The organism is Streptomyces sp. NBC_01016 (assembly GCF_026341035.1).
Taxonomy (GTDB): Bacteria; Actinomycetota; Actinomycetes; order Streptomycetales; family Streptomycetaceae; genus Streptomyces.
In genome coordinates this window covers 3,750,031-3,775,718 of record NZ_JAPEOQ010000002.1, presented here as the reverse complement: position 1 = coordinate 3,775,718, position 25,688 = coordinate 3,750,031, and the positions used below count along the sequence as shown (strand labels likewise).

General features: G+C 71.1%; 19 protein-coding genes. 7 read left to right on the top strand and 12 right to left on the bottom strand.

Annotation, left to right across the window (positions count from 1 at the left end):
* Positions 1-9: 9 nt before the first annotated feature.
* Positions 10-1,509: a DNA-binding protein NsdB gene (locus OG746_RS43925; protein ID WP_266724991.1), complete on the bottom strand. Its 1,500-nt coding sequence runs from the start codon at positions 1,507-1,509 to the stop codon at positions 10-12.
* A 233-nt stretch (positions 1,510-1,742) separates the two neighbouring features.
* Here OG746_RS43925 and OG746_RS43920 point away from each other — a divergent pair, with 233 nt between their 5' ends.
* Positions 1,743-2,897 (top strand): aminoglycoside phosphotransferase family protein, encoded by a 1,155-nt coding sequence (locus tag OG746_RS43920; RefSeq protein ID WP_266724989.1) that lies wholly within the window; start codon positions 1,743-1,745, stop codon positions 2,895-2,897.
* Between the two features lie 257 nt (positions 2,898-3,154).
* Positions 3,155-5,083, top strand: a complete 1,929-nt coding sequence (locus OG746_RS43915) for an N-acetylmuramoyl-L-alanine amidase (protein ID WP_266724987.1) — start codon at positions 3,155-3,157, stop codon at positions 5,081-5,083.
* Between the two features lie 27 nt (positions 5,084-5,110).
* Here the strand turns inward: OG746_RS43915 and OG746_RS43910 are convergent, their stop codons facing one another.
* A complete protein-coding gene (locus OG746_RS43910; RefSeq protein ID WP_266724986.1) occupies positions 5,111-5,608 on the bottom strand; it encodes a hypothetical protein in 498 nt (165 codons plus the stop codon).
* Between the two features lie 133 nt (positions 5,609-5,741).
* Positions 5,742-8,624 (bottom strand): ATP-binding protein, encoded by a 2,883-nt coding sequence (locus OG746_RS43905; protein WP_266724985.1) that lies wholly within the window; start codon positions 8,622-8,624, stop codon positions 5,742-5,744.
* A gap of 159 nt (positions 8,625-8,783) precedes the next feature.
* Here OG746_RS43905 and OG746_RS43900 point away from each other — a divergent pair, with 159 nt between their 5' ends.
* Complete coding sequence (locus OG746_RS43900; RefSeq protein ID WP_266724983.1) at positions 8,784-9,506, top strand: leucine-rich repeat domain-containing protein; 723 nt, start codon at positions 8,784-8,786, stop codon at positions 9,504-9,506.
* Between the two features lie 21 nt (positions 9,507-9,527).
* Here OG746_RS43900 and OG746_RS43895 read toward each other — a convergent pair whose 3' ends face one another.
* The 6 genes from OG746_RS43895 to OG746_RS43870 all read right to left on the bottom strand — a co-directional run bounded on the left by OG746_RS43895 (position 9,528) and on the right by OG746_RS43870 (position 15,194).
* On the bottom strand, positions 9,528-10,436 hold the full coding sequence (locus OG746_RS43895) for a universal stress protein (protein WP_266724981.1): 909 nt from the start codon (positions 10,434-10,436) through the stop codon (positions 9,528-9,530).
* Positions 10,437-10,580: 144 nt separating this feature from the next.
* Positions 10,581-10,823, bottom strand: coding sequence for a DUF397 domain-containing protein (locus tag OG746_RS43890; protein ID WP_266724979.1), 243 nt, complete (start codon positions 10,821-10,823; stop codon positions 10,581-10,583).
* A gap of 94 nt (positions 10,824-10,917) precedes the next feature.
* Positions 10,918-12,084 (bottom strand): thiolase family protein, encoded by a 1,167-nt coding sequence (locus OG746_RS43885; protein ID WP_266725783.1) that lies wholly within the window; start codon positions 12,082-12,084, stop codon positions 10,918-10,920.
* 8 nt (positions 12,085-12,092) lie between these two features.
* Positions 12,093-13,154, bottom strand: coding sequence for a thiolase family protein (locus tag OG746_RS43880; protein WP_266724977.1), 1,062 nt, complete (start codon positions 13,152-13,154; stop codon positions 12,093-12,095).
* Positions 13,154-14,116: a Zn-ribbon domain-containing OB-fold protein gene (locus OG746_RS43875; protein ID WP_266724976.1), complete on the bottom strand. Its 963-nt coding sequence runs from the start codon at positions 14,114-14,116 to the stop codon at positions 13,154-13,156. The genes OG746_RS43880 and OG746_RS43875 overlap by 1 nt, the downstream gene beginning before the upstream one ends.
* A 277-nt stretch (positions 14,117-14,393) precedes the next feature.
* Positions 14,394-15,194 carry a crotonase/enoyl-CoA hydratase family protein gene (locus OG746_RS43870; protein WP_266724974.1) on the bottom strand — a complete coding sequence of 267 codons (801 nt, stop codon included), beginning with the start codon at positions 15,192-15,194 and terminating at the stop codon, positions 14,394-14,396.
* A gap of 199 nt (positions 15,195-15,393) precedes the next feature.
* On the opposite strand from OG746_RS43870, the gene OG746_RS43865 reads away from it, so the two are divergent.
* The gene (locus tag OG746_RS43865; RefSeq protein WP_266724972.1) at positions 15,394-17,013 is read left to right on the top strand and encodes an acyl-CoA synthetase; all 1,620 of its coding nucleotides are present in this window, start codon (positions 15,394-15,396) and stop codon (positions 17,011-17,013) included.
* A gap of 30 nt (positions 17,014-17,043) precedes the next feature.
* Here OG746_RS43865 and OG746_RS43860 read toward each other — a convergent pair whose 3' ends face one another.
* On the bottom strand, positions 17,044-17,433 hold the full coding sequence (locus OG746_RS43860; protein WP_266724971.1) for a VOC family protein: 390 nt from the start codon (positions 17,431-17,433) through the stop codon (positions 17,044-17,046).
* A gap of 84 nt (positions 17,434-17,517) precedes the next feature.
* Here OG746_RS43860 and OG746_RS43855 point away from each other — a divergent pair, with 84 nt between their 5' ends.
* Both OG746_RS43855 and paaK read left to right on the top strand, forming a co-directional pair.
* Positions 17,518-18,306: a GNAT family N-acetyltransferase gene (locus tag OG746_RS43855; RefSeq protein WP_266724970.1), complete on the top strand. Its 789-nt coding sequence runs from the start codon at positions 17,518-17,520 to the stop codon at positions 18,304-18,306.
* A gap of 108 nt (positions 18,307-18,414) precedes the next feature.
* Positions 18,415-19,716 (top strand): phenylacetate--CoA ligase PaaK, encoded by a 1,302-nt coding sequence (gene paaK, locus OG746_RS43850; RefSeq protein WP_266724968.1) that lies wholly within the window; start codon positions 18,415-18,417, stop codon positions 19,714-19,716.
* Positions 19,717-19,743: 27 nt separating this feature from the next.
* Here paaK and OG746_RS43845 read toward each other — a convergent pair whose 3' ends face one another.
* On the bottom strand, positions 19,744-21,291 hold the full coding sequence (locus OG746_RS43845) for an acyl-CoA synthetase (RefSeq protein WP_266724966.1): 1,548 nt from the start codon (positions 21,289-21,291) through the stop codon (positions 19,744-19,746).
* Positions 21,292-21,666: 375 nt separating this feature from the next.
* Between OG746_RS43845 and OG746_RS43840 the strand changes: the two genes are divergently transcribed.
* The gene (locus OG746_RS43840) at positions 21,667-24,078 is read left to right on the top strand and encodes a penicillin acylase family protein (protein ID WP_266724964.1); all 2,412 of its coding nucleotides are present in this window, start codon (positions 21,667-21,669) and stop codon (positions 24,076-24,078) included.
* A gap of 27 nt (positions 24,079-24,105) precedes the next feature.
* Here the strand turns inward: OG746_RS43840 and OG746_RS43835 are convergent, their stop codons facing one another.
* A complete protein-coding gene (locus tag OG746_RS43835; protein ID WP_266724962.1) occupies positions 24,106-25,686 on the bottom strand; it encodes an acyl-CoA synthetase in 1,581 nt (526 codons plus the stop codon).
* Positions 25,687-25,688: the final 2 nt, after the last annotated feature.

The window sequence follows — 25,688 nt, the reverse complement described above, 5'->3', positions numbered from 1 at the left end:
CCGGCGGGGTTACGCCTGGATCCGCTTGCCCGTCGACCTCGGCAGGGCCAGCTTGATCTCCTGACGAAGGTCGTCGATCTTCGGGTAGTCCGCGTAGGTTCCGGTGAGCCGGTACATCTCGCGCAGCCGGTCCCACGTGCGGTGCGAGGAGTTGGAGCCCATCGAGTTGAGCGCCAACCGCGCGTACCTGTCCGCCTGTTCGGGGTCGTCGGCGATGAAGCAGGCCGAGGCCATCGACAGGTGGTCGAAGATGTTCGAGCGGTCCCGGCCTCCGCCACGCAGCGCCAGGGCCTCGTGGGCATGCTGCTGCGCGATGACGGCGGCGGACGGATCGTGCTCGGCGAGGGTGCGGTACGCGAGGGCCTGCATACCGTGCAGGTCCGCCTCGTCGAACATCTGCATCCAACTCGGCGGCGGCACATCGCCCTTGTCGGAGACGAAGAGCTCCTCCGCCTGACCGAGCGTACGACGCATCGCCTGGCCCTTGCCCATGGACGCCTGTGCCCAGGCCTCGATGGTGTAGAGCATCGCCTTAGTGCGCGGCAACACCTGGTCACCGGAACCGGACTTGGCGAGCTTCATCAGGTCGAGCGCCTCGCCGGGCGCACCGAGGTGGATCTTCTGGCGGGCGGCCCGCGACAGGGCCTCGCCGGCCCGCGGCCGGTCCCCGCCCTCGCGCGCGGCGTGCGCGGCGATGACGAAGTACTTCTGGGCGGTGGGTTCCAGGCCGACGTCGTGGGACATCCAGCCCGCGAGGACGGCGAGATTGGCGGCGACGCCCCACAGGCGCCGCTGCAGATGGTCGGGGTGGCGGTAGGAGAGCATTCCGCCGACTTCGTTGAGCTGGCCCACGACCGCCTTGCGCTGCAACCCGCCGCCGCGCGAGGCGTCCCAGGCGCGGAACACCTCGACCGAGCGCTCGAGTTCCTCGATCTCCTGGGACCCGATGGGGGCCGCTTCGTAGCGGTCGGACCCGGCAGCGTCGGCGCCTGCCGGAGGGGACAGCGGATCGTTGGCCCTGGGGGCATCGGCCACGAGGGCCGGGTCGGTGTGCAGCCAGTCGTGCATGGCGCTGCTGAGTGCGGAGCCTGCGGCGAGCGCGGCACCCGCGCCCACCAAGCCGCGTCGGTTGAGCATGAGGTCCATTCCCGTGAATTCGGTGAGGACCGCCGCTGTCCGCCCGGGCGCCCACGGCACTCCGTCGGGGCCTTGTTCTTCCAAGCCGCCGCCTTGCCGTTTCCCTACGCGCCCGTGTCGGACGAGACCGAGGTCCTCGATGGTCACGACACGGCCGAGTCGCTCGGTGAACAGCGCCGCCAGCACCCTCGGCACCGGATCGCGCGGGATCTCTCCCGTGTCGATCCACCGCCGCACCCGCGAGGTGTCGGTCGCCAGCTGTGCGTGGCCCATGGCCGCCGCCTGCCGGTTGACCATCCTCGCGAGCTCGCCCTTGGACCAGCCGGCCAGGCCGAACAGGTCGTTCAGACGGGTGTTGGGTTGTCCGTTCACGTAAGCCCCCAGGTTCTCGGCTGAAATTGACAGTAGCCCTCTGTCAGTTGCAGGGCGACTATTCGCCAGGGTTCGCCAGGGTGCGCCAGCTGTTGTGCTCTTGGGCGCCTGGTGTCAGGTAGGAGTGCGCCACCCCGACCCGGTCGCCACAGGGCATTCCCCAGGGTGTACCGAATCGGCCGGGCCGGGACGGCGCAGGCACTCACTGGCACACGAAGGGATCTGTTTCGCCCATGTACGCAGCATCGTCCTCCGTGTCCGCCCCGCCCCGGCCGCTGCGCCCCGCCCGTCCGGCGGTCGGCGGAAGCGGCCCGTACCTCGACCCCGCGCGGCCCGCGGCTCCGACGCTGAACGGCATCGCCCGGCCGCGTCGCGCCCCGGGGCTCGGCACGCAACCGCTCAGCGGGAGACTCGACTTGTCCGGCCCTCAGGGCGCCCAGCTGCGCACGGCGATCGCGTCGGTGCACCGGATCTGCCCGGAGTTCCATCCGGTGCAGGTGTTGCGCCGTTCCCCGCGCTCCGTGCTCCTCGTCGGTACGACAGGGCGCAGCACCGCCGTCGCGAAGTGTCTACTCGACCCTGCTCCCGCCTACGCGGCGCGGATCCGGCACGAGATAGCCGCATACCGCTCGTTCGTCCGACACCGGCCCCCGGTGCGGGTGCCCCGGCTCATCGCCGCGGACCCCGACAACGGCACGCTGGTGATCGAGCGGATGCCCGGTCGGGTGGCGGCCCTGCAGCGCCACCCGGTCGAGGCACCGCCCCGGGCGGATGTGCGTGCCGCGCTCGGCGCGATCTGCCGGGTCAACCAGTGGCGGCCGCCGGCGGGCACCTTCGACGCACCGCTGGACTACGCGGCGCGGATCAACCGCTTCCATAACCTGGGCCTGCTCACGGACCGGGACATGGGTGACCTGCAGAAGCTGCTGCACGGGATCGCGCACACCGCGGGCCGCGGCGGCATGGGCCAGTTCTGCCACGGCGACGCCCTGTTGTCGAACGTGCTGCTGGCTCCCACCGGCCCGGTGCTCGTGGACTGGGAGCACGCGGGCTGGTACCTGCCGGGCTACGACCTGGCGACGCTCTGGTCCGTGCTCGGCGACGCTCCGGTGGCGCGGCGTCAGATCAGTCAGCTCGCGCAGTCCGGCGGGCCCGTGGCGCGCGACGCGTTCCTGGTCAACCTGATGCTCGTACTGACACGGGAGATCCGTACGTACGAGACGGCCGTGCAGCGTTCCCTGCACGAACAGACCCCGGCGGCACCGTCGGTTCAGGCCCACGCCGGTGCTGCGCCGTCCGGTGAGGAGCAGCGGCTGTTGCTGCGCCGCCTGCACGACGACTGCAATATGGCCCGCAAGGCGGTGCGAGCGGCAGTCGGCACTCGCTGACGGGGACGAAGATCCGCGGTGCGCCCGGAAGGAACAGGGCGCACCGCGGATCTTCGTATGTCCGCAGCCATGGGCATGGGCCGGAAATCCGGGGGAAACTCCGCTGTGCACCGCATGATTGACGGATCGTCGGCGGGCCGATAGCACTGAGCCATCATCGGCCCCGCAGGCACCGCGCAGCATCCCGAACCCGGCGTTCCCAGGAGGCACCCTTGTCCCGATTCTTGAGCGAAAGACGTTCCCGTGCCGGTGTGCGGATGGCGGGTGGCACCCTCGGAGTGGCGGCGCTGCTGCTGCCGTTGCTCGGCGCGGCGCCACCCGGCGTTTCGGCCGAGGCCCCGTCGGCCCGGCTGCAGGACGCGTTCGCTTCGGCGGCGGCCGAGTACCAGGTGCCGCAGAGCGTGCTCCTCGGTGTGTCGTATCTGCAGTCGCGATGGGACGCGCACGACGGGGCGCCGAGCGTCACCGGCGGCTACGGCCCCATGCACCTGACGGACGCGCGCACCGCGCTCGCGGACGCGACACGGCACAGCGAGGCGGCGGGCGACCCGCGCGGCGACGACTCACGGGCCCCGCTCAGGGCCTCGGATGCCGTCCCGAAGAACTCACAACTCCCGGCGCGGCTAAGGACGTTGCCGCGTGCGGCGCAGCTCACCGGCCTGTCCGCGGAGCAGCTGCGCGACGACTCGGCGGCGAATGTGCGGGGTGGCGCCGCCCTCCTCGCGGCCGCCCAGAAGAAGCTCGGCAAGCCGCTCAGCGACCGGCCCGCCGACTGGTACGGGGCGGTCGCGGCGTTCTCCGGCGCGGACGACGCCGCGACGGCCGGCACATACGCGAACGATGTGTTCGCGGTGATCCGCGACGGCGAGCGGCGCACCACGGACGCCGGCCAGGAGGTCACCCTCCGCGCCCGGCCGGACGCCGAACCGCAGGCCGCGCAGATCGAGAAGATGGGCCTGCGCAAGGCGGACGCGGGCGGGACCGAGTGCCCGAAGACCGTGTCGTGCGAGTGGATTCCGGCGCCGTACGAGGAGTTCGGCGACGGCGACTACGGCAACCACGATCTCGCGGACCGTCCGAAGGACCAGAGCATCGACTACATCGTCATCCATGACACGGAGGCGACGTGGGAGCAGACGCTCAAGCTGGTCCAGGACAAGACGTATCTGGCGTGGCACTACTCGCTGCGCTCGACGGACGGGCACATCGTGCAGTCCATCAAGAACAAGGACGTCGGCTGGCACGCGGGCAACTGGTACGTCAACGCGAAGTCGATCGGCCTGGAGCACGAGGGTTTCCTCGCGCAGCCGGACTCCTGGTACACGGAGGAGATGTACCGGTCCTCGTCGCGCCTGGTGAAGTACCTGTCGAAGAAGTACGGCATCCCGCTGGACCGGCAGCACATCCTGGGTCATGACACGGTGCCGGGCACGACGGCGTCCACCATCAAGTCGATGCACACGGACCCGGGCCCGTACTGGGACTGGTCGCACTACTTCGCCCTGATGGGCAAGCCGTTCCACCAGACGGCGGGGCCGAACGGTGGCCTGGTGACCGTCGCCCCCGAATTCGACGAGAACCAGCCGGAGTTCACCGGCTGCGAGAAGGCGGGCGTGGCCTGCGCACCGCACGGTTCGAGCGCCGTGCGTCTCTACTCGGAGCCCAGTGAGGACGCCCCGCTGATCAAGGACATCGGGCTGCGTCCGGGCGGCGAACCCTCGACGATCGACGTCAACGACATGGCGTCGCGGGCCTCTGCGGGCCAGCAGTACGCGGTCGCGGGCCGCGAGGGCGACTGGACGGCCATCTGGTACCTGGGCCAGAAGGCCTGGTTCAAGAACCCGTCCGCGCAGCCGACCGCCGTACCGGCCAAGGGACTTGTGGTCACGCCGAAGCCGGGCGCGAGCGAGGTCCCGGTGTACGGGCGGGCCTACCCGGAGAAGGAGGCCTACCCGTCGGGCATCACGCCGCAGGCGATCTCGCCGTTGCCGTACAAGCTGCTGTCGGGCCAGCGCTACGCGACGGGCGGGGCGACCAGGGGCGAGTACTTCTACTCCCCCACGTTCGACACCTCGTCGCACAAGGTGGTCAAGGGCAAGGACGTGTACTACGAGATCCAGTTCGGGCACCGCGTCGCGTATGTGCGGGCGGCGGATGTGCAGGTGCTGCCGTCGAAGGTCTCGTAGGACGCGGGTACTGACCCGTCGTGCTGCTCAGCCCTGCTGGAACAGCTCCGCCGGCAGCGGCTTGAGCAGCGCGTACAGGTCGTCCGTGATCGGGCGGTCCCAGGACGCGATGGTCACGAGCACGTTGTCACTGCGGTCGAACTGGACGCAGGAGATCCGCGTCTCGGAGAGCTTCAGGCGGCGCACCACGAGGAGGTTGTCGCCCTGCATCACCGGGACGTCCTCCACGTCGGTGACGGTGACTTCCTCGTCGTTCTCGAGAGCCACGAGGAGCTGGGCCACCTCGAAGGGGATCTCGCCGTCGTCCACCTCTCGGGCCGGGGAGCCCTCGGGCAGATTGCCGATGACCATCGCGGGGCCGCGGCCGCCGAACAGGTCGTAGCGCAGGAAGACACCCTGGCAGGTTCCGTCGGGGGCGGGCAGCAGACCGGCGCCCAGGTTGCCCGGCCAGTCGCCCGGATCCATGGCCAGGACGTCGAAGTCGGGACCCGCGGGGGTCGCAGCGCGGCGGCGGAGGAAGGACATGCCGCAATGGTACGTCCACGCTCCGCATGGATCGGGCTCGGGTCGTCCTGGTTGACGCGGCCGTTCTCGTTTCGCTGCGCCGAGGGCTGTACCCGCCGGTTCCGCCGTACGGAACGGCGGGCACAGCAGTGGCCTACTCTCCCAGTGCCGCCGCCAGCCCCTTCACATCCGTGCCCAGCTTGCGGTAGACGGACGACAGCAGGCGGACGACCGTGGACTCGTCCACGTGGAGGTCCCGCGCGATCTCCGAGGGGCACGAGCCGCGCGCCGCGCCGGACGCCGCCGCCCGCTCACGCGCGGTGAGCGTGTCCGTGACCGCGCCGTGCAGGGGCCTCGGCCGCAGGCCTGCCGCGGCCAGCTCGTCCCTGGCGTGCTGCGCCAGGCCGTCGGCGCCGCAACCGATCGCCGCGTCGAGCCCCCGGTAGAGGTGGTCCGCCGCCTCCTTGGAGCGGCCCTTGCGGCGTTGTTCCGTGCCGAGGGCGACGAGGGAGCAGGCCAGCTCGTAGCCCGCGGGTGAGCGCTCCAGGTGGGCGACGGACTCCTCCAGGAGCTTGGCGCGCTCGGTACCGGTGGAGACCTCGGCCACGATGCGCAGGGCCTGGCCCACGGCGGACGGCGCCCCGTAGTGCCGGGCCCGCTCGACGGCGTCCTCGGCGAGCGCCCGGGCCCGCTCGGGCGCGTCGGGCGCCTCGGCGCGGGCGAGGTGCAGCTGCCAGGGGCACCATGCGGGGTTGCGCATGCCGCGCGGGTCGAGGCGGCGGCCCGCCGCGGCGAGCTCCTCGACGGCGTCCTCGGTGCGGCCGAGCGCGAGGAGGAGCTCTCCGTACACGGTCTGTGCGTCGGGGAAGACGACGGCGGCGGGGAACGGTGGGCCGAAGGCGTGCTCGTCCGCCACCTCCTTGGCCTCGGGGGCCCGGCCGCGCGCGAGCAGCACCTCGACGAGGGTGCCGACGGCGTACCAGTGGGCGGGGGTGCCCGGCCCGACGCGTCGGGCGAGGCGCAGGCCCGCGCGCACGAAGTCCTCGGCCTCCGCGAGCCGCCCGCGCCGGTAGCGGATGTAGCCGAGGAGCGTGTACGCGAAGGAGAGGTGGGCGCCGCGCCAGCCCGCCTGCTCGAAGTCGGCGATGCCCTCGACGAAGAGTTCCTCGGTGCGGCCAGGCCGGTCAGCGTAGAGGAAGGCCATGGCGACGAGGACGGGGACCTCGAAGCCGCGGTCCTCGTCGGCGGCCCAGCGCAGTCCGCCGGCCAGGGCCCGCTCGGCGTGCTGGATCACCGTGTCGACGGGCTCGCCGCGCAGGGTGGCGTCCCAGGTGCGCAGGCCGATGAGGTAGCGCTCCGTGAGGTCGCGGCCGGTGAGTCGGTCGGCGAGTTTGGCGAGGCGTCGGGAGCGGGCCGGGGAGTCGGGTTCGTCGGCGCGGAAGGCGTCCCACATGAACTGTTCGGCTTGCATGCGCAGGCGTACGCGCGGGTCGTCGGTGACGCGGATCTCGCGGGCGAGGGTCTCGGAGGCCTCGGCAAGCCGGTCGGTGTGGGCGAGGACTTGGGAGAGGCGGTAGACGATGCCGTGGCGCAGGGCCGGGTCGGTGATGGGCTCCTCGAGGGCGGCGCGCAGATGGTTGACGGTGGTGGCGGGCTCGGTGAGCAGGGAGGCGCTGCCGAGTTCGTAGAGGACGGCGGCGCGGTCGTCGAAGGCCGGGGGTTCGCGCAGGGCGCGGGCGAGGTAGCGGCGGGCGGCGTCGGGGGCGCCCGCGCGGACGGTCTCGGCGGCTGCGGCGCGCAGCTGCCGTACGACCCACGCGTCGCCTTCGGGGTGGGTCTCGAGGAGGTGCCGGGCGGCGGCGATGGGGCCGAGGCCCGCGTCGAGGACGGTCCAGGCGGCCTGTCCGTGCAGGGCGACGCGGATGCCGCCGGGGATGGCGCGGGAGACGGCGGTGGCGATCAGAGGGTGGACGAATTCGAGCGAGTCCACGCCCTTGAGTACGCGCGCCGCCCTGAGCCGGTCGGTGGCGTCGGCGGCCTCTTCCGGGCCCAACCCGGCGACGTTCGCCGCGAGTTCGGGTGAGATCTCGGTGCCGAGCACGGCGCAGGCCCAGGCGTAGCGGACGGTGGAGGTGCCGAGGCGTTCGATGCGGGCGACGAGGCCGCTGCCCTTGGCCGCGGCGGCGAGGTCGCGCAGCAGGTGGGCGCCGGTCTCGGTGGGGACGAGGCCGCGGTCGCGGACCTTCGCGGTCAGCTCGACCGCTTCGAAGGGGTTGCCGGCGGTGACGGCCCAGCATTCGCGGCAGAACGCGTCGTCGGCATGGCCGCCGAGGGATTCGCGGACGAGTCCGGCGATGGCGGAGGCGCTGAGCGGTTCGAGTCCGAGGGCGCGCCGGCCGGAGCGGCCCGGCAGGCCGCGCAGGGCCTCGGCGTGGTCCGGGAGTTCTTCCGGGCGGTAGGCGACGACGAGCAGGAGCGGCAGTTCCTCGGCGCGTGGAGCGAACGCGGCGAGCCAGCTCAGGGATTCCGGGTCGGCCCAGTGGGCGTCGTCGAGGACGAGGACCATGGGGGCCTGCTGCACGGCGAGGTGGGTGAGCACCCAGTCGAGGCCGTCGCGCAGGCCCTGCGGGTCGGGCGGCGCGCCTTCGGTGGGGGCGCAGAGGCCGAGGGCGGGACCCACGATCGTGTACCAACTGCCCAGCGTGGCGCGGAGATCGGCGGCGGAGGCGCCCGCGAGGCGTGGCTGGAGGAGCTGGCGGGCGACGTGGAAGGCGACGCCCTGCTCCTGGTCGCCGCCGCGTGCGTACAGGACGGTGCAGCCCTTGGCGGAGGCCTTGCGGCGCACTTCGGCGAGGAGGCTGGTCTTGCCGAGTCCGGCGGTCGCGGCGACGGCGAGCAGCGCGCCGTGCGGCCGGTCCGGGGGCTCCCCGCCGCCCTGCGGGAGTCCGGTCAGCTCGTTCAACACCGCGTCCACGACGGCGAGTTCACTGTCCCGCTCGAACAGCTTCCGCCTGCCCCGGCCAGCGCTCCGCACCATGGCGCACCCCCACCCGCGGCACGGTCGCGCACCACGGTTTCCAGGCACCTCAGCGTACGCCGGGGCGCCCCCGCCGGAGCGTGATGCGGCATTCTCGGTACGAAAATCGGTGCGGTTCCGATGCGGTTTGCGGTTCCGGGGCGGTTAGGGTGCGGGTTCATGAACGGGACGGTGCTCGACCACTGGCGGGGCGACCTGGACGCCGTACCCGAGGAGGTGTGGCGGCATCCCGCACTTGAGGTGCTGCTGCTGGCCGACAACCGGCTCGCACACCTCTCCGAACGCATCGGCACGCTGACACGCCTGCACACCCTCGACCTCGGGCACAACCTGCTCACCTCGGTCCCGCCGGAACTCGGCGGCCTCACCGGCCTGAGCCGTTTCCTGTATCTGCACGACAACCGGCTCACCGAACTGCCGGAATCGCTCGGCGCCCTCGACCGGCTCGCGTATCTGAATGTCGGCGAGAACCGACTGACGGCGCTGCACTCCACGCTCGGCGCGATGACCGGCCTCGTGGAGCTGCGCGCTCAGCACAACCGGCTCGACGCGCTGCCGGACGGCATCGGCGGGCTCACCGCGCTCCGGGAGTTGTGGCTGCGCGGCAATCGGCTCTCCGTGCTCCCCGCGTCCTTTGGGGATCTGGCGGAGCTGCGGGAGGTGGAGTTGCGGGACAACGTGTTCGCCGTCGCGCCCGAGGCGTTGCGCGGTCTTCCTCGGCTGCGCCGGCTCGATCTGCGCGGCAATCGGCTGCGTGAGGTGCCGGGGTGGGTCGCGGAGCTGCCCTGCCTGGAGAAGCTCGATCTGCGCTGGAACGATGTGCGGCTCGCGCCCGGTCTGCTCGACGAGCTGGCCGGGCGCGGTTGTGTCGTGCTGCGCTGAGCGCGACGCGGCCGTCAGAGCTCAGTCGTCCTCGGGCGGGACCACCGCGACAGGGCCGGCCGCGTGCAGCAGGGCCGCGTGCGTGACCGATCCGAGCATCGGGGCGGGGCGGGTGAGGCGGCGGCGGTGGCGACCGACGACGACCAGTTCCGCGTCGCGCGAGTTCTCGACGAGATGGCCCGCCGCGTCGCCCGGCACCACCAAAGTCTCAACCTCAACTTTAGGGTGAGAGTCCCGTAGTTCCGTGAGAGTCTCATCGGCCACTCGAAGCGTGTCGCGCTCGGTCGCCTCCTGGTCGACGGCCGTGGGGGTGAAGTCCCCGTACGCCGTCCAGGCCAGGACCGGCCACGGATACGCGACGACGACCTGGAGCCGGGCGCCCGTACGGGCCGCGTGCGCGAACGCGAAGGTCAGCGCCGCATGGTCAGGCGCGTCCGCCTTGAGCCCGACCACGACGCGCGGCCCAGCCGTCACCTCCGCGTCGCCGTGCACCTCGCGCCCCGGCGGCGGCACCACGACGACCGGGCAGGTCGCGTCACGCGCCGTCGACACACTGTTCGAGCCGAGCACGAGGCCCGCGAAGCCGCCGCGCCCGCGCGAGCCGACGACAAGGAGTTGAGCCTCGGCGCTCATCTCGGACAGCACCACGGCCGGCAGACCGATCCGGCTGATGAACTCGAGCGGCGGCAGCCCCTCGCGCCCCTCCAGGTCCTTGCGCAGCTCCGCGAGCACCGTGTCGTTCTCGGGCTCCTCGTCGAAGTCCGCCACGAGCACCTCGGCCTGGAGGAACGGCGCGTACTGCTGCACATGTACGACGCGCAGCTCGGCGCCGCGCCGGACCGCCTCGGCGAGCGCCCATTCCAGGGCGCGGCGGCTGTCGTCGGAACCGTCCACCGCGGCGAGGACGGGCAGGTGGTGCGGTGTTGCCATGATCTCTTCGCCTCCGACACCGGGCGCGTCGCCGCGCCCTCATTGACCGGCTGTTCCTGTGGCCAGGCTCGCAAATGCCGGGGCCACAGGACAGGGCCGTTGGTCCCGTGTCGGAACCGCGTGAGCAAAGAGCCGCGAAAGCGGCTACGTGAGATCGAACTCGCCCTCTCGGGCACCGCTCACGAACGCCCCCCACTCGGCCGGCGTGAAGATCAGGGACGGGCTCTCTGGGTGTCCGCTGTTGCGCATCGCGATGAAGCCCTCGACAAAGGCGATCTGGACATCGCCCTGCCCCCCGCTGCTGGACCGCCAATCCGCTTTGCTGAGGTCCAGGTCCGGCTTCTCCCACCCCATGAGCGGGTGCTGGTCGATGGTGCTTTCGGCCACGTCCGTGCTCCTCCCGGTTCGTCGTCCGTGCGCCAGCCTAGCGATCGGTCCGTGCCGCGCACAGGCCGCGAAGGGGATGAAGGTCAACGCGCGTTCATCGGTTGGGTGGTTCGGCACCGACGAGCCACATGGAGAAGAACTGCGAGCCGCCTCCGTAGGCGTGCCCGAGGACCTTCCGCGCGCCGTCGACCTGGTGTTCTCCGGCCTGTCCGCGTACCTGGAGCGCCGCTTCGGCGAAGCGGATCATCCCGGAGGCGCCGATGGGGTTGGTCGACAGGACGCCGCCCGACATGTTGACGGGGAGGTCCCCGTCGAGTTCCGTGACGCCGGCTTCGGTGAGTTTCCAGCCCTCGCCCTCGTCCGCGAACCCGAGGTTCTCCAGCCACATCGGCTCGTACCAGGAGAACGGCACGTACATCTCGACGGCGTCGATCTCGCGGCGCGGGTCTGCAATTCCGGCCTGTCGGTACACGTCGGCGGCGCAGTCCTTGCCGGCCTGCGGGGAGACGAAGTCCTTGCCCGCGTGGAGGGTCGGTTCGCTGCGCATGGCGCCGCCGTGCATCCAGGCCGGCGGCTTCGACGAGCGGGCCGCCCCCGCGCGGTCGGTGAGGACCATCGCGCAGGCGCCGTCGGACGAGGGGCAGGTCTCGGAGTAGCGGATGGGGTCCCAGAGCATCGGCGAGGCCTGGACCTTCTCCAGGGTGATGTCGTGCTCGTGAAGGTGTGCGTACGGGTTCTTCAGCGCGTTGCGGCGGTCCTTGTAGGCGACGACGGAGCCGACGGTGTCGGGAGCCCCGGTGCGTCGCATGTAGGCACGCACGTGCGGAGCGAAGAAGCCGCCTGCGCCCGCGAGCAGCGGCTGCTGGAACGGGATGGGCAGCGAGAGCCCCCACATCGCGTTGGATTCCGACTGCTTTTCGAAGGCGAGGGTGAGTACGGTGCCGTGGACGCGGGCCGCGACGAGGTTGGCGGCGACGAGCGCCGTGGACCCGCCCACGGATCCCGCGGTGTGTACGCGGAGCATCGGCTTGCCGACGGCGCCGAGCGCGTCCGCGAGGTACAGCTCCGGCATCATGACGCCCTCGAAGAAGTCGGGCGCCTTGCCGATGACGACGGCGTCGATGTCGGCCCAGGTCAACTCGGCGTCTTCCAGGGCCCGTTGGGCAGCCTCGCGGACGAGGCCCGCGATCGACACGTCCCGGCGGGCGGCGACGTGCTTGGTCTGCCCGATCCCGACGACCGCTACCGGCTCCTTGGACACGGCCTTGCTCATCGCTGGTCCTCCCCTTCGAGTACGGCGACCAGGTTCTGCTGGAGGCAGGGCCCGGAGGTGGCGTGGGCGAGGGCGCGCCGGGAGTTCCCGCCGTGGATGCGGGCGGCGGCCTCGCCGATGCGGATGAGCCCGGCGGCCATCACCGGGTTGGCGGCGAGCGCGCCGCCGGACGGGTTCACGTCGACGTCGCCGCCGAGGCTCAGGGCGCGACGCAGGACGACTTCCTGCGAGGTGAACGGGGCGTGCAACTCGGCGGTGTCCACGGGCCGTTCGAAGGCCCCGGCGTTCTCGGCGGCGAGCCGCGTGGAGGGCGAGTCGGTGAGGTCGCGCACCCCGAGGCTGTGCGCCTCGATGCGGTGGTCGATGCCGCGGATCCAGGCGGGCCGCTCGCACAGTTCCCTGGCGCGGTCGCCCGCGGCGAGGATCACGGCCGCGGCGCCGTCCCCGATCGGCGGGCAGTCCCCGGTCCGCAGCGGATTTACGACGTAATCGCCGTGCGGCACGCTCCCGCGCAGCTGGGCGTGCGGATTGCCCGTGGCGGACTCCCGGCTGCGGGCGGCGACCCCGGCGAGCGCGGGCTCGTCGGTGTGTCCCCCGTCGATCAGCGCCTGCGCCTGGAGGGCGGCGAGCGCGACGGAGTCGGGCCACAGCGGGGCGACGTAGTACGGGTCGAGCTGACGCGTCAGGACGTCACGTACGGAGCCCGGTGAGGACTTCCCGTACGCGTAGACGAGCGCGGTGTCGGCCTCGCCGGTCAGCAGCTTGGTCCACGCCTCGTACAGGGCCCACGCGCCGTCCATCTCGACGTGGGACTCGGAGATCGGCGGCCAGGCGCCGACGCCGTCGAGTGCCATGGTGAACGAGAAGGCGCGCCCGGCGAGGTAGTCGCTCGATCCCGAGCAGGTGAACCCGATGTCACTGGTCTTCAGGCCCGTGGCGTCGAGGACCTGGTGCAGGACGGGCATCAGCATCTCGACTTCCGACTGTTCGTCGGAGGTACGTGTGTGGTCGGTCTGCCCGAAGGCGACGACGGCGATGTCCCGGATCGGCGGCCGCATCAGATCATCTCCTTGTACGTCTCGTAATCGGCGTCGGGTTCACCGGTGGGCCGGTAGTGGTCCGGGTAGCGCCCGCCCTCCGTCCACACGGGCTCGACGCGCAGACCCATGCGCACCTGGTCGTACGGGATGCCCCCGATGCGGCCGTGCAGGGCGAGGTCGGCGCCGTCGAGGGCGATGTGGGCATAGACGTACGGGACTTCGATGTCGAGGTTCTTCGCCTTGATGTTCACGATGCAGTACGTGGTGACGGTGCCGCCGGGCCCGACCTCGACCGCTTCCTCGGTGGCGACGCCGCAGGTGGGGCAGGCGCCGCGCGGCGGGATGTAGACCTTGCGGCAGGAGGGGCAGCGCTCACCGACGGTGCGGCGCTCGGCCAGGGCGTTGATGTATCGGGTCTGGGCGCCGCCCGGGCTGTAGGTGTAGTCGAGGCGGGCGGGGGCGACGATGCCGGTGACGGCGTCCTCGAACTCGCCGCTGTGCGGCACCGGTTGGGAGGGCGCGTCGTCACCCTCGTACGGCTCGAAGCACGCGATGTCCGTGATGGCGCCCTCGCGCTCCTCGGCCCAGCGGACGCGCACACGCATGCCGGAGTGCACGGCGTCGGGACCCGGGGCGTCGAGGGCGTGCAGCAGGGCGGTGTCGGCGCCGTCCAGCTGCACCAGGACCCAGGCGAAGGGGGTGTCGAGGGGCTGGCCGCGCCGCGGCTCGGGGTTCCAGGCCCAGGTGGTGACGGTGCCGGTGGCGCCGACCTCGACGAGGTCGCGGATCTCCTCGGCGGTCACGGGGTCGTACTCGACCGGCGGCACCAGGACCTTCCCGTCGCCGGTCCGCACGCCGAGGACGGTGCGGTCGCGCAGACCACTGAGGAAGGCGGACTGGACGGGGCCGAGGGAGCGGGTGAACGGGAACTCCACGACCAACGGCGCGCGCAGCACCTCCGGTTGGGCGGTGGATGTCATGAGGCCTCCTTGACGTATGGGCGTACGGGACGGAATGGCACGGCTAGGGTCCTTCTGACGGATCAGGCTGGATGCGGGCGGCCGTGAATGTTCGGTGCCGGTGAGCGGGGTAATGGGGCCTCCCCTGCTCGAGCGAAGCCGAGAGCTTGGGGAAGCGTGCAGCTGCAAGGCGGAGGAGGGCGACAACGCGGAGCGTTGGCAACCGACGACAACGCCGCAGATGTGCGTGCCAGGGCACGCGACTCCGGCAAGATCCGCCAGAAGGGCCCTAGGGGCCTCACTCGCGCCGGAACTCGGCGGGCCGCTTCTCCGCGAACGCGCGGGCGCCTTCCTTCGCGTCGGCGGTGTCGAAGATGGGCCAGCCGCGCTTCAACTCCGAGGCGAGACCGTCCGTTTCGGTCATCTCGGCGGTTTCGTAGACGGACGCCTTGACCGCCTCGACGGCCAACGGGCCGCACGCGTTGATCTGTTCGGCGATCTCCAGCGCCACGTCCAGCGCGGTGCCGTCGGGCACCACACGCCCGACGAGCCCGATCGCCGCGGCCTCCGGCGCCGGGTAGGGCCGCCCGGTCAGCAGCATCTCCAGGGCGTGGGTACGGGGAACCTGGCGCGGCAGCCGCACCGTCGAGCCACCGATGGGGAACAGGCCGCGCTTGACCTCGAAGAGCCCGAACGTCGCCGACTCCCCCGCCACCCGGATGTCCGTGCCCTGGAGGATCTCGGTGCCGCCCGCGACGCAGTGTCCCTCGACGGCCGCGATGACGGGTTTGCGCGGCCGGTGGTGGCGCAGCATCGCCTTCCAGTGCAGGTCGGGGTCGGCCTTGAGCCGGTCCCGGTAGTGCTCGCCCTCCATCCCCTTGCCCGCGAGGGCCTTGAGGTCCATGCCGGCGCAGAACGCACCGCCCGCCCCGGTGAGCACGATGGAGCGGATCGAGTCGTCCGCGTCGGCCTCCAGCCACCCGTCGTAGAGGCCGACGAGCATCGGCAGGGACAGCGCGTTCTTGGCCTCCGGCCTGTTGAGCGTCAGTACGAGCGTGGCGCCCTCGCGCCGGACGTCGAGATGTTCGGTCCCACCCATGAGGGGTCCTCCAGTCAGCCGCAGCCTCGGACCTGGAACAGGTTGCAGTAGGGCACGTGCCAGTTCAAGAGTTTTCTGACACTCAGTCAGTTTTCTTGTGCGGAGGCCCTTCCCCCTTACTCCCGGTTCTGTTCTGATGACGGCCAGAAGGCGCCCGGGAGACATCCGGCCCTGGATCATCTGGATCAGGAGGAGCGCGGTGGAGTACAACCTTGCCGACCTGTTCGAGTCGGTCGTCGACGTGGTCCCCGACCGCGAGGCGCTCGTCTACGTGGATCATCCCGGTACGGGCGCGGAGCGCCGGCTCACGTACGCCCAGCTGGACGCGGCGGCCAACCGGGTCGCACACCACCTGATCGCGGCCGGGATACGCCCCGGCGAGCACGTGGGCCTGCACCTCTACAACGGCATCGAGTACCTGCAGACGGCGCTCGGCTGCGTCAAGGCGCGGGCCGTCCCGGTGAATGTGAACTACCGGTACGTGGAGGAGGAGTTGGCCTACCTCTACCAGGACGCGGATCTCACGGCCCTCGTCTTCGACACGGAGTTCACGCCGCGCGTGGCGGCGGCGCTGCCGCGCGCCGAGAAGCTGCGTCACCTGGTGCGCGTAGGCGCCCCCGAGGCGGACGCGCCGCCGCTGAAGGCGGTGGACTTCGAGGAGGCGACCGCGCAGTCCTCCCCCGAACGCGGCTTCGCGCCGCGCTCCCCCGACGACCAGTTCATCATCTACACCGGCGGCACCACGGGCATGCCGAAGGGTGTGATGTGGCGCCAGGAGGACCTGTTCTTCGCGGGCCTCGGCGGCGGGGCACCCACGGGCGAGCCCGTGTCACGGCCGGAGGAGCTGGCCGAGCGCGTGGCGGCGGGCGGCGACGGCATCACCTTCTTCCCCACTCCCCCGCTGATGCACGGCACATCGACCCTCACGGCCTTCATCGGCTTCAACTTCGGCCAACGCGTCGTCATCCACCGCAAGTTCGCCCCTGAGGACGTGCTGCGCACCATCGAGAAGGAGAAGGTGACGAGCGTGTCCCTCGTGGGCGACGCGATGCTGCGCCCGCTCATCGACGCGCTGAAGGGGCCACTGAAGGGCACGGACTGCTCGTCGATGTTCAGCGTCTCGTCCTCGGGCGCGATCATGTCGGACACGGTGCGCGCCCAGTTCCAGGAGCTGGTGCCGAACACCATGCTGCTCAACAACTTCGGCTCGTCCGAGTCCGGCTTCAACGGCACGGCGACGGCCGGCTCGGGCGCGGGCGCCGGCTTCCATGTCCGGGTCAACTCCCGTACGCAGGTGGTGGACCCGATCACGTACGAGCCGGTCGCGGTCGGCGAGGTGGGGCGGATCGCGCAGCGCGGGCACGTACCGCTCGGCTACTACAACGACCCCGCGAAGACCGCCGAGACGTTCTTCCAGAAGGGCGACGAGCGCTGGGTACTGCTCGGTGACATGGCGACGGTCGACGAGCAGGGCATCGTCACGGTCCTCGGGCGCGGCTCGCAGTGCATCAACACGGGCGGCGAGAAGGTGTACCCGGAGGAGGTCGAGCAGGCACTCAAGTCCCACCCGGACATCTACGACGCGCTGGTGGCCGGCGTGCCGGACGAGAAGTGGGGCAACCATGTGGCGGCCGTCGTCCAACTCATGGCCGGGGCGGACCCGCTGACCCTGGACACCGTCCAGACGCACTGCCGCAGCCACCTCGCCGGTTACAAGATCCCCCGCCAGCTGGTGGTGACGGACACCATCCAGCGCTCGCCGAGCGGCAAGGCGGACTACCGGTGGGCGCGGTCGGTGGCGGCGGAGGGGAACGCGTAGGCCCCCTCCGCACCCCCTCCGCAAGGGGGCTCAGTCGAGGCAGAACTCGTTGCCCTCGATGTCCTGCAGCGTGATGCAGGACTCGTTCTCCTCGTCGGCGCGCTGCGTCAGGACGTGCGTCGCGCCGAGCTTGTACAGGCGCTCGGCCTCGGCTTCGAGCACCGCGAGCCGCTCGTCGCCGACGAGGCCGACCCCGGCCCGCACGTCGACGTGCACCCGGTTCTTGACGACCTTCCCCTCCGGAACGCGCTGGAAGAAGAAGCGGGGCCCCTCGCCCTGGGGGTCGGCGCAGGCGGACCACGCCTCGTCCTCGTCGGCCCCGGGCGGCATGACGTATCCGAGTACCTCGCACCAGAAACGGGCGACCCGCACGGGCTCCGCGCAGTCGAAGGTGATCTGGACCTTCTTGATCGATGTCATCGGCGCACCATAGCAAGGGCGTTCCTTGGCACGGTCGGATTTATCTCGGTTGCCCGGCCGTCGCCCCGGTGCTGAAGTTCGCGCATGAATCACGCAACGGTCAGGGACCTGTTCGATCAGCAGATGCGGCGCGAGGCGGGGCCCGACGAGCCCGGGGCGCGGGTCGAGCGCGTCGGCGCCGTCGTGCGCCATGTCGGCCCGGCGGCGGGGTGGAACGGGGTGCTGTGGTCGGGCCTCGACGAGGATTCCGCCGACGCGGCGATCGCCGAACAGGTCGACTTCTTCGGCGAGTTGGGCCGGAGTTTCGAGTGGAAGACGTACGCGCACGACCGCCCCTCCGACCTTCCCGACCGGCTCAAGGCCGCCGGGTTCGTACCGGAGGAGCCGGAGACGCTGCTCGTCGCGGAGACGGCCGCGCTACCTGTCGACACCGCGCCGCCCGAAGGGATCCGGCTGCTCCCGGTCACCGATGAGGAGCAGGTCGAGCTGGTGGAGCGGGTGCACGAGCTGGCCTTCGACTCCGGCCGCTCGGTCATCGGCCACCAGCTTCGGACCCAGCTGGCCCAGGACCCGGACACGGTCCCCGCGGTCGTGGCGCTGCACGGCGACGAGCCGGTGAGCGCCGCCCGCATGGAGCTGCATCCGGGGACGGCCTTCGCGAGCCTGTGGGGCGGCGGCACGGTGCCCGAGTGGCGTGGTCGCGGGATCTACCGCTCGCTCGTCGCGTTCCGCGTCCGCATCGCCGCCGAGCGCGGATTCGCGTACGTCCAGGTGGACGCGACGCCGTACAGCCGGCCGATCCTGGAGCGCCTGGGGTTCGTGGCGCTCGGGACCACCACGCCGTACGTCTGGGAGCCCCCGGCCACCCGCTGACACCGGAACCGGAGCGTCGCATGTCTTGACGACTGCGGTCACTCCTTGAATTACTGATCGACAGCAGGGCAACCGAATGATCGGTCGGGAGTTTCGGGAGAGCGTGCGATGGCGTCGATGGCGACGGACTGGCGGGACGAGGGAGAGCGGCTCGGCGCGGACGAGCTGCGCGCGCTGCAGCTGGAGCGGCTGCGCTCGACGCTGCACCGGGTGTACGAGCGGGTGCCGTTCTACCGGGAGGCGTTCGACAAGGCGGGGGTGCGGCCCGAGGACTGCCGCACGCTGGCGGACCTGGGGCGCTTCCCGTTCACGACCAAGGCGGACCTGCGGGACAACTATCCCTTCGGGATGTTCGCCGTGGAGCAGAGCGAGGTGCGGCGGCTGCACGCGTCGAGCGGCACGACGGGGCTGCCCACGGTCGTCGGGTACACCGAGGCCGATCTGTCGATGTGGTCGGACATGGTGGCGCGGGCGATCCGCGCGGCGGGCGGCAGGCCGGGGCACAAGGTCCATGTGGCGTACGGGTACGGCCTGTTCACCGGCGGTCTCGGCGCGCACTACGGGGCGGAGCGGCTCGGGTGCACGGTGATTCCGGCGTCCGGTGGCATGACGTCGCGCCAGGTGCGGCTGATCCTGGACCTGAAGCCCGAGATCATCATGGTGACGCCCTCGTACATGCTCACGCTCCTCGACGAGTTCGAGCGCCAGGGCGTCGATCCGCGCACCAGCTCTCTGAAGATCGGGATCTTCGGCGCGGAGCCGTGGACCGAGGAGATGCGGCGTGAGATCGAGGAGCGGGCGGGGATCGACGCGGTCGACATCTACGGTCTGTCGGAGGTCATGGGCCCTGGCGTGGCTCAAGAAGCCGTGGAGACCAAGGACGGGCTGCACATCTGGGAGGACCAGTTCTACCCGGAGATCGTCGACCCGATCACGGGTGAGGTGCTGCCGGAGGGCGAGCACGGCGAACTGGTCTTCACCTCGCTGACCAAGCAGGCGATGCCGGTGGTCCGGTACCGGACGCGGGACCTGACGCGGCTGCTGCCGGGGACGGCGCGGCCGGCGTTCCGGCGCATGGAGAAGATCACCGGGCGCAGTGACGACATGGTGATCCTGCGGGGCGTGAACCTGTTCCCCACGCAGGTCGAGGAGATCGTGCTGCGCACGCCCGGCGTCGCTCCGCACTTCCAGCTCCGCCTCACCCGCGAGGGCCGCATGGACGCGCTCACCGTGCGCGCCGAGGCCCGGCCCGACGCGACGTCTCAGGAGCGGGAGGCTGCGGCACGCGCCATCGCGGCCGGGATGAAGGACGGGGTGGGGGTGTCGGTGGCCGTGGAGATCGTGGAGCCGGAGTCGCTGGAGCGGTCAGTGGGGAAGATCAGGCGGATCGTGGACGAGCGGAAGTCCTGAGCGGGCCTGCGCCACTCCCCCGCTCCGTCACGCGAACCGGTCCCGCAGCTCCCGCTTGAGGATCTTGCCGGAGGCGTTCCGTGGGAGTTCGTCCACGAAGACGATCCTCTTGGGTGCCTTGAAGTGGGCGAGCTGCTCGCGCGCGTGGGCGATCAGGTCCTCCTCCGTGACGTCCGCGGACCGCACCACGACCGCCGTGACCGCCTCGATCCAGCGCTCGTCGGGCAGTCCGACGACGGCGGTCTCTGCGACGGCCGGGTGGGTGTAGAGGGCGTCCTCGACCTGGCGTGAGGCGACGAGCACGCCGCCGGAGTTGATGACGTCCTTCACCCGGTCGACGACGGTGAAGTAGCCCTCGCTGTCGCGCACCGCGAGGTCTCCGGACCTGAACCAGCCGTCCCGGAAGGCCTGTTCGGTCTCCTCCGGCTTGTCCCAGTAGCCGTCGCACAGTTGCGGGGAGCGGTAGACGACCTCGCCGGGCGTGCCGTCGGGCACGTCCTTGCCCTCGTCGTCGACGACCTTCGCCTCGACAAACAGCACCGGACGCCCGCACGAGTCCATCCGCCCCTCGTGCTCGTCGGGCCCGAGGACGGTGGCGAGCGGACCGATCTCGCTCTGCCCGAAGCAGTTGTAGAAGGCGAGTCCCGGCAGCCGGGCCCGCAGCCGTTCGAGCACCGGGACCGGCATGATCGAGGCTCCGTAGTACGCCTTGCGCAGCCCGCTCAGGTCGCGGGCGGCGAACTCGGGGTGCTGGGAGAGCCCGATCCACACCGTCGGCGGCGCGAACAGGCTGTCCGCGTCCCCCGCCTCCACGAGGTCAAAGACCCGGTCGGCGGCCGGCGCGTCGAGGATCGTGTTGGTGGCGCCCACCGCCAGGTACGGCAGCAGGAACACGTGCATCTGCGCCGAGTGGTACAGCGGCAGCGCGTGCACCGGCCGGTCCGTCTCCTTGAGGTCGAGCGCGTGGATGGCGCTCACGTACTCGTGGACGAGCGCGCGGTGCGTCATCCGGGCGCCCTTGGGCAGTGCGGTGGTCCCGGACGTGTAGAGGAGCTGCGCCAGGTCGTCGGCGCCCGGAGACTCTCCGTCGTACGGCGCGCTAGCCGCGAGCCGCGTGAGCAGTGCCTCGTCCGCGTCGCGCAGCGGCAGCACCGGTACGTCGCCGGGGAGCCGGTCCGCGATGCCGGGGTCGGCGAGGACGAGCGAGGCGCCGGACTGCCGCACGATGTACGCGAGGTCGTCGCCGGTCAGATTCTGGTTGACCGGGACGTGCACGAGCCCGGCGCGGGTGCAGGCCAGAAAGCCGATCAGGTACGCGTCCGAGTTGTGCCCGTAGGCGCCGACCCGGTCGCCCGGCGCGAGGCCCTCGCCGCGCAGGACCCCGGCCGCGCGGGACACGGCGTCGTCCAGCTCCCCGTACGTCCATGAGCGCGGCCCGTAGCGCAGGGCGACGCGCTCCGGGGTGCGGCGCGCGCTGCGGCGCAGGACTCCGTCGACGGTGCTGCTGGCGGCCTCGGAATGGGGCCTCCCCTGCTCGAGCGGAGCCGAGAGCTTGGGGAAAGGTGACCTCGTCATGGCGTGATCCTGTGTGGTGACGGGCGCGGGGTCAAGGCGGCGGATGCCGCGGGTCGACGACCGAGGCGGTGCATCCGATCCGGCCGTTCGGAGCGAAGGGAGGAGTGAGGCAGCGGGTTCCACCTCGCCCGCTGATCCCCTTCGCCGCTGACCCCGGGTGCCTGCTCGCCTCGGTGTCAGCGGCCCTCATCGCCGGCCTGCCGGTACCGGTCATGGCCAGCCTGCCGGTACCGGACATGCCCGGTCTCGGCTCAGGGCGAACTTCCCGTGCGGGCTCCGCTCCCGCCGACCTCTCCGCACCGGACATACCCGTTGGTACGCTCAGCGCTCTCACGCAGCTCAACCACCTCAGCCCGCACTGCAGTTGGGAGCACGATGCGCACTCGTCCGGGACACAGACGCCTCGCGGCCCTCGGGGTCGCCCTGTTGACCGCGCTCAGCGGCACCGCCTCGGTGTCGTCCGCCGCGGCCGACCGTGACACACATCCGCACGGCGGTGGCCTGTCCGCCACCATCCGCTACACCGAGTACGGGATCCCGCACATCGCCGCCAAGGACTACGCGAACCTCGGTTTCGGCACGGGGTGGGCGCAGGCCGCCGACCAGGTGTGCACACTCGCCGACGGGTTCGTGACGCTGCGCGGCGAGCGTTCGCGCGTCTTCGGGCCCGACGCGGCGCCCGACGGCTCGCTGTCGTCGGCGACCAAGAACCTCTCAAGTGACCTGTACTTCAAGGGTGTTCGCGAGGCGCACACCGTGGAGAAGCTGCTCGATGTCCCCGCGCCCGCGGGCCCGAGCCGCGACGTGAAGGACTCGATGCGGGGCTGGGCCGCCGGGTACAACGCGTGGCTGAAGCAGAACCGGATCACCGACCCGGCGTGCAAGGGCGCGGACTGGGTGAAGCCGGTGACCTCGCTCGACGTGGCGACGCGCGGCTTCGCGATCGCGGTACTCGGCGGGCAGGGGCGCGCGATCGAGGGCATCACGGCCGCGCAGCCGCCGACCTCCGGTGCCGCGCGGACCGGGCCGGACAAGGCCGATACCGCCCGCGCCGCCCGCGAGTTGTTCGCGCAGGACGACTCCGACATGGGCTCGAACGCGGTCGCGTTCAGCGGCGCGGCGACGGCGAACAAGCGGGGCCTGCTGCTCGGCAACCCGCACTACCCGTGGCAGGGCGGCCGCCGCTTCTGGCAGTCGCAGCAGACGATCCCGGGCGAACTCAACGTCATGGGCGGCTCGTTGCTCGGCACGACCGGGATCTCCATCGGGCACAACGCGAACATCGCGTGGAGCCACACGGTCGCGACGGGCGTCACGCTCAACCTCCACCAGCTCACCCTCGACCCCTCAGACCCGACGACGTACGTGGTCGACGGCAAGAAGGAGAGGATGACGAAGCGGTCCGTGAGCGTGCCCGTCAAGGGCGGCGACGACGTGACCCGCACCCAGTGGTGGACCCGCTACGGCCCCGTCGTCACGAACCTCGGCGCCCAGCTCCCGCTCCCCTGGACCGCGACGACGGCCTACGCCCTGAACGACCCGAACGCGGTCAACCTGCGCGCCTCCGACACCGCGCTCGGCTTCAGCAAGGCCCGCTCGACCGCCGACATCCGCACGTCGCTGCGCCGCACACAGGGCCTGCCGTGGGTGAACACGATCGCCGCGGACTCCTCGGGCCACTCGCTGTTCACGCAGTCGCAGGTGCTGCCGAGGATCACCGACGAGCTGGCGGGCCGCTGTTCGACGCCGCTCGGCAAGTCGACGTATCCGGCCTCGGGTGTTGCCATCCTCGATGGTTCGAAGAGCGACTGTGGGCTGGGCAGGGACAAGGACGCCGTGCAGCCGGGCATCTTCGGCCCGTCGAAGATGCCGGTCCTCAAGGACGCCCCGTACGCGGAGAACTCCAACGACAGCGCCTGGCTCGCCAATGCGGACCACCCGATCACCGGCTACGAGCGGGTCTTCGGGAACGTCGGAACGCAGCGTTCGATGCGGACGCGCGGCGCCGTCGAGGACGTCGCGGGGATGGCGGACAAGGGCGGTCTGACGGTCGCGGATCTGCAGCGGCAGCAGTTCGCCGACCGGGTGCCCGCCGCCGATCCGACGGCCGCCGACACCGCGAAGGCGTGCGCGGCCCTGCCCGGCGACTCGGCAACGGGCAGCGACGGCAAGCCGGTTGACGTCTCTCAGGCCTGTGACGTGATCGGCGCGTGGGACCGCACCATGAACACCGACAGCCGGGGCGCCCTGCTCTTCGACCGGTTCTGGCGGAAGCTGACGGCGGCGGTACCCGCGGCCCAGCTGTGGAAGGTGCCGTTCTCCGCGGCGGATCCGGTGCGTACGCCGAACACACTGAACACGCAGGCGCCCGGCTTCGCCACGGCGCTCGCCGACGCGGTGGCCGAACTCAAGGCCGCGAGAATCCCGTTGGACGCCAAGCTCGGCGACCACCAGTTCGTGACACGCGGCGGCGAGCGCATCCCGGTGCACGGCGGCACGGAGTCGCTCGGCGTGTGGAACAAGGTCGAGCCGGTGTGGAACGCCGCGGGCGGCGGCTACACCGACGTCACGACCGGGTCGAGCTACATCCAGGCGGTCGGCTGGGACGGCGGGCGCTGCCCGGTGGCGCGCACCCTCCTCACGTACTCCCAGTCGTCGAACCCGAACTCGCCGCACTACAGCGACCAGACCCACCTCTTCTCAAAGAAGAAGTGGGTCACGGAGCGCTTCTGCGAGAAGGACATCCTCAGGTCGCCCGCACTGAAGGTGGTGCGGGTGCGCGACTGACGGACGCCCCCCAGGACCAGGGCGGTCTCAGACCGCCCTGGTCCGTCCCTCCCAGTACGGGTCCCGCAGGCGCCGCTTGTAGAGCTTGCCGTTGGGGTCGCGGGGCATCGTCTCGATGAAGTCGACGCTCTTGGGCCGCTTGTAGCCCGCGAGTTGGGTCTCGCAGTGGGCGAGGATCTCGGCCGCGAGCGCGTCACCGGCGGTTCGGCCCTCCGCGACCTCGACGACCGCCTTGACCTCCTCGCCCCAGTCGTCGTGCGGGATACCGAAGGCAGCCGCGTCGGCGACGGCGGGGTGTGTCAGGAGCGCGGACTCGATCTCGGCGGGGTAGATGTTGACCCCGCCCGAGATGATCATGTCGATCTTGCGGTCCCGCAGGAAGAGATAGCCGTCCTCGTCGATCACCCCGAGGTCACCGACGGTGAAGAAGTCGCCGATGCGGTTCTTCTTCGTCTTGCCCTCGTCCTTGTGATACGAGAATCCGCCGGTGTTCATCTTGAGGTAGACGGTGCCGAGTTCACCGGCCGGCAGCTTGCTGCCGTCGTCGTCATAGATCGCCAACTCGCTGATGGGCCAGGGCTTTCCGACGGTTCCCGGCTTCTTCAGCCAGTCCTCGGCCGTCGCGAACGCACCGCCGCCCTCACTCGCCGCGTAGTACTCCTCGACGCACATCCCCCACCAGTCGATCATGGCGCGTTTGACGTGGTCGGGGCACGGCGCGGCGCCGTGGATCGCGTGCCGCATGGACGTGACGTCGTAGCGGTCCTTGACCTCCTGCGGGAGCGCGAGCAGCCGGTGGAACTGGGTCGGCACCATGTGCGTGTGCGTGCACTTGTGGGTGTCGATGAGGCGGAGCATCTCCTCGGGCGTCCACTTGTCCATCAGGACGAGCGTGTGCCCGATGTGCAGGGACGCTCCCGCGAACTGGAGGACCGCCGTGTGGTAGAGCGGCGAGCAGACCAGGTGGACGTTGTCGTCGTACGGCTTGACGCCGAAGATGCCGAGGAACCCGCCGAGGTACGACTCCTCGGGGAGTTTTCCGGACAGCGGGCGGCGGATGCCGCGGGGGCGGCCCGTCGTCCCGGACGTGTAGTTCATGACCCAGCCGAGCGTGCGCTCCTCGGGCGCCGACTCGCTCTGCCCGTCGAGGAGTTCGGCGTACGGGCGGAAGCTCGCGACGTCCCCGACCGCGTACCGGTGGCTGTCGGGCAGGCCCGCCTCGTCGGCGGCGGACCTCGCCGCGTCGGCGAACCGCTCGTGCGCGATCAGCACCTTGGCGCCCGAGTCGGAGACGATCCAGGCGATCTCCGGCCCCACGAGGTGGTGGTTGACCGGCACGAGATAGAAGCCGGCCTGTGAGGCGGCGAGGTACGCGATGAAGAATTCGACGCTGTTGGGGAGCACGACGGCGAACGCGTCGCCCCGCTCCAGGCCCGCCGCGCGCAGGCCGTGGACCATCTTGTTGGACGCGGCGTGCAGGCGTCCCGCCGTCCACGGTTCACCGTCAGGGGCGATCAGGATCGTGCGGTCGGGATCGGCGGCGGCCTGCGCCCAGAAGCCGTTGGCCGGTGTGCTGTTGGAAGGTGTGCTGTTGGGGGGTGTGCTCATGC

Coding starts and splice junctions, on each gene's coding strand:
- OG746_RS43920 (WP_266724989.1), top strand. CDS start 1,743: ATGTACGCAGCATCGTCCTCCGTGTCCGCCCCGCCCCGGCCGCTGCGC.
- OG746_RS43915 (WP_266724987.1), top strand. CDS start 3,155: ATGGCGGGTGGCACCCTCGGAGTGGCGGCGCTGCTGCTGCCGTTGCTC.
- OG746_RS43910 (WP_266724986.1), bottom strand. CDS start 5,608: ATGTCCTTCCTCCGCCGCCGCGCTGCGACCCCCGCGGGTCCCGACTTC.
- OG746_RS43905 (WP_266724985.1), bottom strand. CDS start 8,624: ATGGTGCGGAGCGCTGGCCGGGGCAGGCGGAAGCTGTTCGAGCGGGAC.
- OG746_RS43900 (WP_266724983.1), top strand. CDS start 8,784: ATGAACGGGACGGTGCTCGACCACTGGCGGGGCGACCTGGACGCCGTA.
- OG746_RS43895 (WP_266724981.1), bottom strand. CDS start 10,436: ATGGCAACACCGCACCACCTGCCCGTCCTCGCCGCGGTGGACGGTTCC.
- OG746_RS43880 (WP_266724977.1), bottom strand. CDS start 13,154: ATGCGGCCGCCGATCCGGGACATCGCCGTCGTCGCCTTCGGGCAGACC.
- OG746_RS43875 (WP_266724976.1), bottom strand. CDS start 14,116: ATGACATCCACCGCCCAACCGGAGGTGCTGCGCGCGCCGTTGGTCGTG.
- OG746_RS43870 (WP_266724974.1), bottom strand. CDS start 15,194: ATGGGTGGGACCGAACATCTCGACGTCCGGCGCGAGGGCGCCACGCTC.
- OG746_RS43860 (WP_266724971.1), bottom strand. CDS start 17,433: ATGACATCGATCAAGAAGGTCCAGATCACCTTCGACTGCGCGGAGCCC.
- OG746_RS43855 (WP_266724970.1), top strand. CDS start 17,518: ATGAATCACGCAACGGTCAGGGACCTGTTCGATCAGCAGATGCGGCGC.
- paaK (WP_266724968.1), top strand. CDS start 18,415: ATGGCGTCGATGGCGACGGACTGGCGGGACGAGGGAGAGCGGCTCGGC.
- OG746_RS43845 (WP_266724966.1), bottom strand. CDS start 21,291: ATGACGAGGTCACCTTTCCCCAAGCTCTCGGCTCCGCTCGAGCAGGGG.
- OG746_RS43840 (WP_266724964.1), top strand. CDS start 21,667: ATGCGCACTCGTCCGGGACACAGACGCCTCGCGGCCCTCGGGGTCGCC.
- OG746_RS43835 (WP_266724962.1), bottom strand. CDS start 25,686: ATGAGCACACCCCCCAACAGCACACCTTCCAACAGCACACCGGCCAAC.